Source organism: Paenibacillus sp. FSL F4-0087 (assembly GCF_038020215.1).
Taxonomy (GTDB): Bacteria; Bacillota; Bacilli; order Paenibacillales; family Paenibacillaceae; genus Paenibacillus; species Paenibacillus taichungensis.
Genome location: NZ_JBBODJ010000001.1, coordinates 6,479,409 through 6,493,134 on the forward strand (window position 1 = coordinate 6,479,409; position 13,726 = coordinate 6,493,134).

10 protein-coding genes and 1 pseudogene are annotated in these 13,726 nt (G+C 44.5%); 2 read left to right on the plus strand and 9 right to left on the minus strand.

Annotated elements, in window-relative coordinates; all coding sequences use genetic code 11:
* Positions 1 to 159: 159 nt before the first annotated feature.
* From MHB84_RS29365 to MHB84_RS29385, 5 genes are all read right to left on the minus strand, one after another.
* Positions 160 to 1,314 carry an NAD(P)/FAD-dependent oxidoreductase gene (locus tag MHB84_RS29365; RefSeq protein ID WP_076288471.1) on the minus strand — a complete coding sequence of 385 codons (1,155 nt, stop codon included), beginning with the start codon at positions 1,312 to 1,314 and terminating at the stop codon, positions 160 to 162.
* A 58-nt stretch (positions 1,315 to 1,372) separates the two neighbouring features.
* The gene (locus MHB84_RS29370; protein WP_076288470.1) at positions 1,373 to 2,098 is read right to left on the minus strand and encodes an SAM-dependent methyltransferase; all 726 of its coding nucleotides are present in this window, start codon (positions 2,096 to 2,098) and stop codon (positions 1,373 to 1,375) included.
* A 325-nt stretch (positions 2,099 to 2,423) separates the two neighbouring features.
* Positions 2,424 to 3,524 (minus strand): Ger(x)C family spore germination protein, encoded by a 1,101-nt coding sequence (locus MHB84_RS29375; protein WP_076288469.1) that lies wholly within the window; start codon positions 3,522 to 3,524, stop codon positions 2,424 to 2,426.
* A complete protein-coding gene (locus tag MHB84_RS29380; RefSeq protein ID WP_076288468.1) occupies positions 3,521 to 4,591 on the minus strand; it encodes a GerAB/ArcD/ProY family transporter in 1,071 nt (356 codons plus the stop codon). The genes MHB84_RS29375 and MHB84_RS29380 overlap by 4 nt, the downstream gene beginning before the upstream one ends.
* Positions 4,584 to 5,930: a spore germination protein gene (locus MHB84_RS29385; protein WP_076288467.1), complete on the minus strand. Its 1,347-nt coding sequence runs from the start codon at positions 5,928 to 5,930 to the stop codon at positions 4,584 to 4,586. The genes MHB84_RS29380 and MHB84_RS29385 overlap by 8 nt, the downstream gene beginning before the upstream one ends.
* Positions 5,931 to 6,129: 199 nt before the next feature.
* Between MHB84_RS29385 and MHB84_RS29390 the strand changes: the two genes are divergently transcribed.
* Positions 6,130 to 6,603 (plus strand): MarR family transcriptional regulator, encoded by a 474-nt coding sequence (locus MHB84_RS29390; protein WP_076288466.1) that lies wholly within the window; start codon positions 6,130 to 6,132, stop codon positions 6,601 to 6,603.
* Positions 6,604 to 6,753: 150 nt separating this feature from the next.
* Complete coding sequence (locus MHB84_RS29395) at positions 6,754 to 7,989, plus strand: MFS transporter (RefSeq protein WP_076288465.1); 1,236 nt, start codon at positions 6,754 to 6,756, stop codon at positions 7,987 to 7,989.
* A gap of 138 nt (positions 7,990 to 8,127) precedes the next feature.
* Here the strand turns inward: MHB84_RS29395 and MHB84_RS29400 are convergent, their stop codons facing one another.
* From MHB84_RS29400 to MHB84_RS29415, 4 genes and pseudogenes are all read right to left on the minus strand, one after another.
* Positions 8,128 to 10,143 carry an alpha-L-arabinofuranosidase C-terminal domain-containing protein gene (locus tag MHB84_RS29400; RefSeq protein ID WP_076288881.1) on the minus strand — a complete coding sequence of 672 codons (2,016 nt, stop codon included), beginning with the start codon at positions 10,141 to 10,143 and terminating at the stop codon, positions 8,128 to 8,130.
* Between the two features lie 32 nt (positions 10,144 to 10,175).
* On the minus strand, positions 10,176 to 11,069 hold the full coding sequence (locus tag MHB84_RS29405) for a carbohydrate ABC transporter permease (RefSeq protein ID WP_076288464.1): 894 nt from the start codon (positions 11,067 to 11,069) through the stop codon (positions 10,176 to 10,178).
* A gap of 16 nt (positions 11,070 to 11,085) precedes the next feature.
* On the minus strand, positions 11,086 to 12,048 hold the full coding sequence (locus MHB84_RS29410) for an ABC transporter permease (protein WP_076288463.1): 963 nt from the start codon (positions 12,046 to 12,048) through the stop codon (positions 11,086 to 11,088).
* 33 nt (positions 12,049 to 12,081) lie between these two features.
* Positions 12,082 to 13,650, minus strand: a pseudogene (locus MHB84_RS29415) (extracellular solute-binding protein).
* Between the last annotated feature and the right edge of the window lie 76 nt (positions 13,651 to 13,726).

Below are 13,726 nucleotides of genomic sequence, written 5' to 3' on the forward strand. Positions count from 1 at the left end.
CTCTTGTCTCTATAACTACAATTAGATTCTATTATACGAGTATTTGGCAGATTTCTAAACGGTCTCGACAAAATTGGCAGAGAAACAACAAAAAGAGGCTGACATAAGCCGCCCCATACTCCTACGGATTTCACTTTATGGATGTCACTTTGCTGCCATCTATGATCGGTGGACAAGATTAATTTCCGATAACCGTGTTGCCTTCACCAGATAAGTCGCCAGACCAGGGACCATGCGGGCCAAACCAGGATAGAATTTATTCGTTTTGGCAAAAGCCAGCTTTTGAATCCGTCGTGCACGCCGGAGCAGTCGGGAGAAATCAAGATTGGCTTCCTTCGAATACTCGTGCTGCCACTGCGCAAAGCTGATCTTCCTTTGAAGATACCTGTCAGTCCATTCAGCACACAGCAATGAGGAACGAAGCGCAATAGACATCCCGTCACCACACAAAGGAGGGATCATCAGCATGGCATCCCCAATATGAGGATATTGGGACCACGGTTCAGGAACATTGGATAGATGGAGTGGTGCAATCGAGACCTGTGTTCCTTGAACTGGTCTTCCCTCGGCTAGCCTCGCTGCCAATCTTTCGTTAGTCAAGGAAGCAGACTGCAAAATATCCTCTACAGACTTGCCGCTTCCCCGCACCGTATCAAGTGTCAGCAATGCAGCTACATTTGCGATACCCTCCTCAATCGGTGAAATGCCGACATACCCTCCCTTGCAAAAATATAACTCTACCCGTTGCGGGATGGTGATCCCCCGATAGTGCGATTTGACACCAACATATGCTGTTTTATCCCGCAGCTCTGCTGGCGAGGTCATCCCCCTCAGCTTCTTCGAGCCATGGGCTCCGATAACGGTTTTTGCACTATAATGAATCCGCTCATTTCCTTGTTTGGCTTCGACTTCATAACTATAATCATCTAACTGCTGAATGTTGGTTATCGTTGCCCTCGTAACGATCTCAACGCCTGCAGCTGTGGCCTGCTCGTGTAAAATCCGATCCAGCTCATATCTGCTAATGCCATAGGCCAATCCCGGCAAAGGTGCCACGATCTCCCCGCCCTGAGGCATAATAATCTTGGCATGGTCCAGGGTACTCGGCTTTATCTTTTGTTCACTAAGGTTAATCCCCAAATAATCCAGCATCTCCGTTGTCTCAGGCGACATAAATTCACCGCATGTTTTGTGACGTGGAAATTCTTGCCGATCCAGCACTAGTGTCCGATGCCCTTGCCTGGCAAGCTGCAACGCACAGGTACTGCCGGCAATTCCCGCTCCGATGACTATGGCATCCATTGATGTAGACACGTAAGAACACCCGCCTTTCATTGTCCATTTAAGATAACTGCCTATTGATGTAATGATGTTATGATAACGTCCCATGATGGGGTATCACGACAGAATAGCGGAACAATGGCTTCCATTCATAGGTCAGCGTGTCATGGTTCAACTGCTGTTTCAATTCCCGCCAATCCCTTCCCGTGAAGCCTTTTGCAACAGACAGCGGTCCATCATGACGAATATACCGATTGCGTGAGATTATTCGAGTGGTTACCCAGACAGCCGCATAAGATATGGGATGCCGATGGATATCGTTAATGACAACGCCATGTTTGGAGGCACGCAGCATATGCGAGACCATCTCCACGAGTTGCTTTCCTTCAAAATGATGGACAAATTGCGAGCCGGTCACGATATCTGCTGAGGCATCCGGTAATTCCCTGACATCGGCACGTCGAACCTTGATTCTCGTTTCATTCCGGAAAAGGTTTCTCGCTTCCTCACATGCCTCCTCTGTCAGATCGACCAGAGTAATCTCAAGCTTAACGCCCTTCTGGTCCGCCCAGCGCAATAACTTCTGGTTTACATCGCCTGAACCTGCTCCCACATCCAGAAGGGTCAGCGTAGTTGGTCGGCCAATCGCTTTCCATAACTTCTCCACCCCTGCACGGGTTGGAGCGGGAGCAGCAAATATTTTGTTTAGCCGTCTCAAATGTTTGAGCGCTTCGCTCAATTCTTCTCCCCCCATGGAGAAATCATCCATCAATTCGTCTTCCTTTGCCCGTACGGATAGTGTTCTAAAGAAGGACATGATCCCGCTCCTTTACAGCTATATATTGTGAATGATTTTCTCCAATTAACAGTTATCCCCTTAACCCGCCCTTATAATCGTAAGAGCTGCGATATGTTATTTTACGAAGAGTTATCCAATCTCAGAATGCTTAATTTCATTGCACCGTAGCCTACATATTGTTTTTTACGGGAATGGAAGAGCAAGTGAATAAAATATTGGAACTGAATCTTTCATAAATAAAGCGTCATGATAAACCTTTCTGATATTATAAAAAAAGTCGCCACCAGGGCGACTCCATAACGGTAAAGCATTTCCTCTCTTATGGCAGGTGAACAGTGCTACGCTATTTTTTTAACATTTGTCCCTGACTCTCATTATCGTTGGCATTTTCTTTAAAATAAATTTCGTTCAGAACGTTTACACGAACGTTGATCTTTTGCTCCAACTTCGGAAACCACTTGGTTTTCCATTCCTTTAATTTCCCCTCCGACATCTTCGGACGGAATATCATGCCTATTCCGAGTACATCTGATTTTAAGGAATGAATTTTTCTCACGGTTTCATTGAATTGACTGCTCAATTGTTCCTTCATTTCTTTCTCAATCACCGCGTTGCCTTTTCCTTCAGGACTTTCTGTAATGACGACGTCAAGAGTAACATCCGTCTGGATTGAAGGGCCCTTTTCCGACCACTGGGTCCTATGTTTGATTTTGGCATCCTGAATAAGAACACTTGTGTTCTGAGCCACTTCAATGGTTCCCCCTGAATATTTCCCTTTAAATAAATTAAACAAAAGCGTCTCTTCCTGATTCAGTGTTCCTACCATGCGATCATCCCGCATAACAGCCGTGCCTTTAAAAGTGAACAAGGTTCGATCACCGTTTTTGAGCATTGGGATAGCCATGTCTTCCGTATATGAATTCTGGTTTTGATAGGCTTCCCATATTCGGACAATGGATTGATTCGGCGTCCATCCGGCATCCTGGCTAAAAAAGTCGTAAGAAGAAATTTCAGGTGTTGGCGAGATTTGATGATACATCGTCTTCTCAAAATCACCGTCAATCACCGCCACCAAGCCCTTAATCGAAATATCATTCGCTCTCACAGCAAAATCGATAATGTTATCAATCCCCTGCTCTGCAACTTTCCTGTCGATCAACAACAGCCTCAAATGTACCAATTCGATGCTTTTTTCGGAATCCGTACGTATCAAATCAATCGCTTTACTAATGGATTTCGCCTCTTTGTCAAGAATTTGAGTTTTGCCAGTTGCATCAGGTATTTGAAGAATAATCCTGTATTTCTCCGTCTTCCCCTTTCCCACGCCCATGACAACAGGCAGATATTGCTTGTTAATATCCTTTGTATCCCAGCATCCCGGAAGTAACATTAACATGGTTAGAGCAACAATCAGAGTCTTTATGGAGCGCATGTTCATGTTCATGTACTCACCTTCTTTCGCTGCCATTGCGCGGCGAGGAATACAATGATCGGAAAACCGATAACACTATAAACGCAAAAGAAAGAATTCAGGTACAGGTATGAATTCAATGCGTTAACATCCGGTATCAACAGACTAATCACGTACAAGGAGAAGCACATCACGAAAAGAACCCATAATCGGTTGATTTTCGGCATAAATAGCTGATGCAACAGTGCCACCAGAATCCAGAGTAGCACAGAAACCTTCAACACGCCGAGAGCACTGGAGGCCACCACGTAGAAGCTTGGAAGCCAGTCAAATACAACCCACTCCAGATCAATGGTATCCGACGCCATGAGCATGGGATATTGCAGATGGATTACCGTTTCCTGCCCGAATACAAGAAGCGGAACATATACAGATCCCAAAGCAAACACAAATATGATGGCCACCGCAGTAGCAGCTTTGCCAAAACTAAGTCGCTGTTTGGAAGGAATCATGCCAAGGAATAAAAAACCGGCTGAAATGACCGTACATACATAGAAATCCGAATTGGAGAAAAACGACATTCCACTATCCCAAATCGGAAAAATATAGCTGATTCTGAAATTCTGGATGCTGATCATCATGGAGAAAAAAATGAATGGCATCAAGAGAATGCATAATCCGATGCTGGCCCGGATCATTACCTCCAGTCCCTTCCAAACAGCATAGAAACACAGAACGATAAAGAGAGCGGATGTAGCCGCTGGCGGTGTTCTCTGTAGTAATACAGCTTTGATTTCAACAGACTGAAAATACATAAGTAATAGAAGCTCGATATATAGGAAGATCAACATCGGCAGAACGATCAGTCTAGTTACCCATTTGCCAAGTGATTCATTACAGATGTCCACCACTGTTTTCCCTGGAAACTGCGACAACGCTTTTAAGTACATCCATAGAACCAGTAGCTCTGCCAAAAAGAGAATCGTTATGGATTCCCAGTGTCCTTTGGAAGTCGCAGATATGATACGTTCAGGGAAGATGGCAAAGATCGAAGCGAAGTGAAGCAGCACAAACATGGTTAGAATCTGGGCTTTATTCATCCGAAGCCTTTCCTTTCACACTTAAACTTAAGTAGGGAACGGAGAAAGTATTCAACGTGGCAAAATACAGTATGATCCAAATCATCGCAGCCTCAAGACCCCATATCCCGAAAAAGGAACTGATGAGCATGACAACGTATTTATACATTCGTATGCCCGTTGTGTTCATATAGCCTGCCAATACAAAGTTGGCAATTGCCGAGGCAACCAGAATAATAATTAATAAATTACTAACGAGTTTGGCCTGAACAATGGCTTGTCCCAACAGAATACCGCCAATCATAGTAATAGTGGGTCCGATATTCTTTGGTAGTCGAATGGTAGCTTCGATAATCATCTCCAAAAGCAGCATAACTAAAAGCATTTCGATCAACGAAGGATAAGGAACCCCTTCTCTGCTCTTGGCAACCGTGATGGCTAACTGGATTCGCAACAGTTCCGGATTCACCGAATTTAGCACGATATACAGACCTGGGAGCGTAATGGCCAAAAGTGCCCCAATGGCCCGTACGGTTCGTAAAAACACTTGAAACAAATAAGGGTAGTTAACGTCCAGTGTTGTTGACCATAGATCCGTGATGATGGCTGGAAAAGCAAAAGCAAACGAAAATTGATCAATTAGAATAACCACTTTTCCGTTCATCAGATTCTGTACCATCTCCCCAGGTAGTTCCGAAGAAATATACGTTGGTGTTATTGAGAGTTTTGGATGCCCCAGTATACGTATCAGGTCCCTTACCGTAGTCAATTCCTCGTCCTTATTTTGTTCCAGTTTCTCGCGAATAGACTCGATGACTTTGGCTTGAGCAACTCCCTCCAAATACACCATAGCAATTTTCTTGGTAGATCGGGTCCCCGTTTCTCGTCGTTCAATAACCAAATCTTCGGAAATCATCTTTTTCCGCAGCAAACCGATGTTTTTATTAATATCTTCTGTAAAAGCATCGTACGCGGATTGAAGGGGATTCTCACTCTCCGGTGCACTGACAGATCGTGAAATATCAGTATGCTCCGGTTCCATAACAGCTGCCATCCCTTCTGTGCTGAACAGAACAAGCTTTCCATGCAAAATATGATTGCGTATCTCGTCCATTGACATGGAGGCCTCTTCTTCAAATGGCCTGAACATATTTTGAAATGATCCGTTCTCATCGCCACTCGCCGCCTGGTTAATTGTAGACAATGTTGTTGGAAGATCGACAAGGGTCTCCATGTAATACGCTCTGAATTCCTGATCCGCGATAACCACATTCTTGCTTAAGAAATCCGTGCTCTTTTCGAAACGATCATAGAGTTGCTTCTCTAACTCGTGAAGATCTTGTTCATGGATTCGCTGCAAAATTTACCACCTCTTCTGAAGTAGTATGTCGTTAAGAAAAAAGTTTATTCAGGTAATCACCTTGATTTTCCGCGCCTCTATTGACCTTAATAGCGGATTGAAATTGATCCATTATCAAATAAATTATGTTAATATTTTTGAACTGGAAACCAAAATTGAATATAATATGGTAATGCACCAACGGGTGGGAGGATAGGTCATGAACAAAGAAGAACAGGTCCTATTGGGTTTCAGGGACTTATATAATAAGCTGGTTTGGCTTAATAAAGATAAGATGGAAGAAAGTCTTAAGGGTTATAAGCCTTCTGAGGTACATTGCATCGAATATATTGAAAAGAATGCAGATTCCAATGTGACAAAGCTGGCGGAGTCTTTTTATATGACTCGCGGTGCGATAAGTAAATTAACGAAGAAGCTCATCGAAAAAGGCCTGATCGAAAGCTACCAGAAGTCGGATAACAAAAAAGAAATCTATTTTAGGCTTACGCAGCAAGGGAAAGTCATTTATCAAATTCATGAGGACCTGCACAACGAGTTTCACGAGCGAGATAAAGCGGTATTTGAACAGGTAACCGATGATCAATTCGACAGTATGCTTCAATTCGTGGACAAGTATAATCGGCATCTGGATGCAGAAATAAAGAAGCTGGGTACAGATCTGAAGTCGGAATAAATCTGAATAATTAAACTAAAAGCAGCCGGACTCTATTTGAGGACAGGTTGTTTTTTTGTTGTTATTATTTTGTTGACAAGGAAACAAAGTGATTGTACGATATTAATGTTTCCAAGGAAATAAAACCACAATATTTGAGGAGAGAATTGAATGTTTAAATCCCGATCACAACATACACAGAACACCGAACAAACCATAGACAGACACGCTTTATTATTTGGTCTGATCTCTGTGTTCCTTTGCGGAATAGGATTCAGTATCATTGCACCAGTCGTCCCATTCTTAGTACAGCCTTATATAAGCAGTCCAGGACAACAAGCTATCGTTGTTACGCTGCTGACCTCTGTTTATGCCTTTTGCGTATTTTTTGCTTCCCCCGTACTTGGAGCTCTGAGCGACAAATATGGTCGTCGTCCATTGCTCCTGGTATGCCTTTTGGGTTCCGCAATCGGATACTTTGTTTTCGGCATTGGTGGAGCTCTATGGATACTCTTTGCGGGGCGTATAATTGAAGGTATAACAGGCGGAAGTATAGGCACCATTTTTGCGTATTTTGCGGACATCATCCCACCCGAACAGAGAACCAAATACTTTGGGTGGGTGAGTGCGGTTGTAGGTGTAGGCACCGTCATTGGCCCCACTGTAGGCGGATTGCTCGCCAAGATTGATTATTCTGCCCCCATGTATTTTGGAGCAATCATAACTTTGGTGAATGTTATATATGGATTCTTTTTTATGCCTGAGAGTCTTGACAAGAAAAATAGACTGAAAGAAATTACTTTGGTGAGACTTAATCCTTTCATACAACTTGCGAACCTGCTTTCCATGAAAAACTTAAACAGATTACTGATCTCAGCCTTCTTACTTTGGATACCCAACGGATCTTTACAGGCCGTTTTCTCACAATTTTCAATGGATACTTTCAATTGGAAGCCTGCAATCATCGGACTTATGTTCTCGATTATGGGTGTCCAGGATATCATCTCACAAGGTCTCATCATGCCTAAGCTTTTGAAAAGACTGAGTGATAAACAGATAGCCATTCTTGGAATGGTTTCAGAGATTATAGGCTACAGTCTCATTGCACTGTCTACTTTGTTCTCATTCTATCCACTGTTTATCGTTGGTATGTTTATCTTTGGTTTTGGTGATTCGATCTTTGGGCCTTCCTTCAATGGTATGCTCTCCAAATCTGTCGATTCTAGTGAACAAGGCAGGATTCAAGGGGGTAGCCAATCTATTCAGGCTTTAGCAAGAATGATTGGTCCTATTATTGGAGGTCAAATCTATGTATCACTTGGTCATGCTGCACCCGCCATTATGGGTGTGATCCTTATAGCAGCGGCAATACCTGTATTGTATAAGCGAACGCAAGTAACGATTTAAAATGCCTGCTTGCTTTCATTAGCTAAGTAATAGATTGTTAAGTGTTCACGAGACACAGTCTAGAACAGAAATAGGGTTTCAGAACTTAGGTATAAGTTCTGAAACCCTATTTGTCTACACCCCAGGATTTCAATTCAATTAGTCTGCCTTTCCAAACTCCATCACATAGATGGATGAAGGACGTAATACGTAACCATGCTGCCAATTCTCGGTCAAAACACTCCGTTCTGTGCACTTGATATGATCAGGTTGAAAGACGGAGTTAATGTTATTGTGCGAATTGCTGGTAATCTCATATAAGGTCCCCTCTTCGCTCGCGTCGAAAGATCGTAAATCCAGCTCAACCCTTACCTCTTCCAAGCTTCGGTTCACAATAAACAAAGTGATCCTGCTCCGATCATCATTCGTTCCGGCTACAACATCCAGATCGGGGAGTGCGTCCAGCTCTACAGGCGTTTTTTGGTTTGAAGTCACCGAGAATGTCCCACATTCAGCTTCTACGTGTAGGATATGACGAATATCCCGATTCGCGTAAAGCTTTAATACTTCATAGGTTGGTGTTCCATAGATCGTGAGCGGGTGTCCACTCCATCCAGCCTGCTTGCCCCGATATTGATCGGCATAGAAATCACCGACACGGATGCATCCCCCGAGCCAACCGTTGACCAGATCAGAGAAACTGCCGATGTGTACGCTATCGCTGCAACGAATCATTTCATTCAGATTGGCGGCATTCGCCACGGCTGCTCCAAGGGTATGCTCATCTGGCAGTCCTTTTCGCACAGTGTTTGGATAATACATCGTGTTATATTCGGTGATGGCCAGCTTCACATGCTGATGTTTGATGTCGGAATGGATAGCCTCCATTGTCTGACGTATATAGTGCCGGGTCCACTCGGGGTAACTGGCCATTGCTTTATATCGATCCTCAGCCGACGTATCCCGATTCATGCCAAAGGGACCGTAACCATGATACAAATGTAACGTTAGATAATCGATATGCTCCCCTGCCAGAGCAAGCACGCTTTTATTCCAACCCTGTTCATAATGTCCACAAGCCAGCAACACAATGGAAGCATCTGCTTCCTTCATTCTTTTGGCAAACTGTACAGTCCTCTCCGCAAATTGCTCCGCTGAGCAGGCACCCACCTGCCATTGCCCCCACACCTCGTTGCCGATCTCCCAATACTTGACATGATATGGTTCCGGCGATCCATTCTTCGCCCGAAGGGCTCCCATTGGGGTATCTACGCTTCCATTACAATATTCAATCCATTGGGCGGCCTCTTCAGGTGTACCTGATCCATCGTTCACACAAATTAAAGGTTCTACTTGCAGTTCGTGGCAAAAGCGGATAAATTCATCCGTTCCAAAATACTTGCTGGTCCAGCCTCCCCATGCCTCGTTGTACATGACTGGTCTCTCCAGAACCGGCCCGATGCCATGCTCCCAGTGATAGGCACTAATGTAGTTCCCTGCAAGTCTCATCATGCCTGCGTTTAGAGCTCTGGTCATCTCTACTACTTCGCGTTTTACCAGGGCAATATGATCCACAGGTAATAAAGACACATGGTCCAGCCAGAGCATTCCCGTGGAGACATGGTCGATCCATCTAGGATGCTCCTCCGGAACATACACCCGAATTTCTGCATCAGGACAAGCACGTAGGATCGTCAGCCGTCCTTCATAATCCTGCCAGTTATGGCTGTGCAATTCGATTTTCAACTGACCGAGCACTTCTTCCGTACGTCTATCGACCGCCTCCACCATCAAATACTGGAGTTCAATGGAGGCACGCGCAACTATACGTACGGTGTAATCCATGGGGCCTTTCAAGGCGGATTTTTGTGCAATCCCCGAGTATGCTTCATCATCACTATAGATACGAATACGCTGAGCGCGGCCTGAATGTCTGGGGGCTGGAGCTTCCATCGCATATTGCGTATTTCTCCCGTTGGTATAAGCGTACCAGCTTCCTGATACAGAAGTCCTTAATTCAGCCTCGCTTTCAAAGTCCATATCCTTCAATGGAAAGGCAAGCATCGCTTCCATATGGTCCCGGATGTCTTCCACAAAATGCCCAAACAAATAAGGGTTGACCGTGTGCTCGCTTACGCGACTACAATCTATACTGATTTTGGCGTTTGATTTCAACATAAGTCCTCCATCATTGTGGTTGATCTGGATTAACCTTTAATCGATCCAATCATGACCCCTTTAACAAAATGGCGCTGCACAAAAGGATACATCAACAGTACAGGTAAACTGGAGACGATAATTACCGCATATTTGATGCTCTCCGCGAGCAGGATTTTGTCCTCCAATCCAAGGCTACCATCTACGGCATCGGATTGGCTGATTAGCAGAATTTCGCGCAGTACCAACTGAAGTGGATGCAGATTTTCGTTACGAATATAGATGAGCGCGTTAAAAAACGAATTCCAGTGGCCTACGGCATAGAACAGCACCATTACGGCCAGAATCGGCTTGGACAGGGGCAGGATAATGCTCACAAGCAACCGCCAATTGGAGCACCCATCCATATGGGCAGCTTCTTGCAGCTCCCAAGGAATACTCGACTGAAAATATGTTCTCATCACGATCAGATTGTACGTGGCGATTGCGCCGGGAATGATCAGAGCCCACATCGTATCCACCATGCCCAGATTTTTGACCAATAGATACGTTGGAATTAATCCGCCACTGAAGAACATTGTTAGCGTGATGAAAACCATGATTACATTACGTCCAGGAAGGTCAGGTCTGGAAAGAGGATATGCGGCCAATACGGTCATGATAATGTTAATCACAGTGCCCACAACCGTATAAAATATCGTATTACGGTACCCCAGCCAAATCTTCTCGTTGTGTAGAATATTCGTGTAAGCATCCAGCGTCAGTCCTTTGGGCAGTAACCAGACTTCTCCGTTTAATACTTTTGTGGGATCACTGAACGAAGCACTCACGATAAAAATCAGTGGGTACAGCACAGCGATGATAATGATTGAGGCTATGATGTAGATGATTACATCGAAAATCCGTTCATTGGAACTGGTTTGTATTGTCGCCTGCTTGGACATGGGATCTTGCCCTCCTTTACCATAAGCTCGTCTCAGACGTCTTGCGCGCAATCCGATTGACCAGTAAAAGTAACAGCAGATTAATGATTGAATTAAAAAGCCCGATAGCAGCTGTATAACTGTATTCTCCCTTGAGGATACCTGTCGTATAGACAAACGTGGAAATGACGTCGCTTGATTCCAGATTGAGATTGTTTTGCATCAACAATATTTTCTCAAACCCGATGTTCATGAAATGACCGATATCCAATATGAGCAAAATGATGACGACTGGAGCGATGCCAGGCAGCGAAATATGCCAAATGCGCCGCAGCCTTGATGCTCCGTCCATCTTGGCAGCTTCATACAGATGCGGATTCACTCCGCTCAAAGCTGCAATATAGATGATGGATTGCCAGCCCATGTTCTGCCATATATTCGAACTGATAAAAATGGTTTTAAACCAACCTGCTTCCTCAAGAAAACGGATCGGTGTACCTCCGAAAGCCTCGATCAACAGATTGACTGGACCCGTATGAGGCGAGAGAAACACATTCAGTATGCCAACGATAACGACCACTGAAATAAAGTGGGGAATATACGTAATATTTTGCAGCCACTTGCTGAAGGTTTTATTGCGAATTTCGTTAATAATTAGTGCTAGCAGAATCGGAATCGGAAAAGCAATTAATAAGGAGAACAAGTTAATCGATAATGTATTCCATAGAAGTCTCCAGAAATAATAGGAATCAAAGAATCGTTCGAAGTGGCCAAAGCCTTCCCAGCTGCTGCCCAGAATCCCTTTAGCCGGATTGAAGTTTTTGAACGCAATTTGCAGTCCATACAACGGGGCATAATGGAATACCACATACCAAGTGACTGGCAGAAGCAGCATAAGGTACAGGTCCAATCTTTTACCCATTTGCCTTAACACGCCTGAACTCTTTTTTGGATGGCTTCGTGGCATCGTCATCGTTGTATCGGTTTTGACGCTTTTCATAGGCAATTGCTCCTCATCCATGATGTTTCAGCATTATTTCTGCATCTTGTCAAAGGCATCCTGATACAACTTCTCCAGTTCCTCAACTCTCATCTTTTTGAGCGTGGTCTGGAATTGCTCCCACTTGTCAAAACCGATTGCACCCACAATAAATTTTGTACTCTGTTCTTCGTAATATTTATCAATATCATTTCGCAGAATATTGACTTCCTGGGCAGTTTGCTCATCAAACATCGGAGCTGCATAGCGGACTCTTGGCATAAACGGATCGAGCTTTTGCTGCGCCTCCTGCACCTGAGGTGGATTGATAAAGGAAGCCACCTGTTCACTGATCAGATGTGGCGCGCCTCCGCCGGCATAAGGCGTAATTTTGGCCTGGTTACTGATTTCTTTCAAAAAGTCCTCTTTATAGTAAGGAATACCGTCCTTCATCTCGTAATGCTCGCCTTCTCTTCCGAATCGGAGCAGGGTAGAGCCCTCATCACTGTAGAAATAATCAATCCAACGCATTGTGACTTCCGGATATTTATTGACGGATGTAATTGCAAAGGCTCCAAAATCTCTGGCGATTGGTAGAGCCTGACTTTGCAATCGGTCACCTTACGGACCTTCCAGTGGGGCGATACCGGTATATTGGTCTTTGATCGACAAGAAGTTATTGTTCGTCTGGTCAAAGAAGAAACCTGTATTTCCCGATCCCTGCTTGGCCAGGTATTGCGCTTCTGTGTGTGAGAATATTTCCTGGTCCAGCAGCTTTTCCTTATACAACTTGTTTAAGTACATCAGCATTTCTTTATTCTGGTCACTGCCCATCCAGATACTTACTTTGTCGTTTTCAATATTGATGTTATAGCCAAGCTGTGAATCCAATCCGAATGATCCGCTCATCGCGTTAACCACAGCCAATCCTACACGGGCTGTCATCGGAAGTTCATCCTGTTTGCCGTTTCCATTCGGATCACCATCACGGAAGGCAAGCAACACATTGTACAGTTCTTCGGTGGTCTCCGGCACTTTCAGATTCAGCTTGTCCAGCCACATCTGATTGATCCATTTCTTATCCGTACGCGCCGCACTTAGCGTAACAATACCCGGAATCGTATAAATGTGGCCCTCTGGTGTAGTAATACCCGAGCGAATTTCGGGATATTGTTCCATTAATTTCTTCAAATTCGGAGCATATTCATCGATAAGACCTTCTAGTGGGAGCAATTGGCCGGCAGAGCCATAGCGGATGGCTTCAAGCGGGGAAATACCTGAACGGAACAGGGCATCCGGCAATTCATTCGAAGCGAACAATAGGTTTTTTTTCTCCTGAAAACCATCTGTCTGCGCTTCAATGAATTCCACCTTCACATGGCTTAATTTCTCGTAATCCTGGAAAACCGGCATCTCCTTGAAAGGGCCATTTACGGGTGCAATTCGGGTAAACATCTTGAGATTCACCGGTTCGTCCACAATCGGAAACCCGGTCGTATGAACGTCGTCCTTCGAAACCTCTGGTGAAGCTTCGTTATTGGTTCCACCGGAATTGCATCCAGCCAGCATCAAACTGGAAGCGATCATCATCATGATCATATTTCTTCCCCAGCGTTTGCGCATAAAGTTGTGCCCCCCACAATTCTTTATCACCAACGTAATTTGTAAGCGTTCACGGTTGGTGTGTGCTCATTATAAT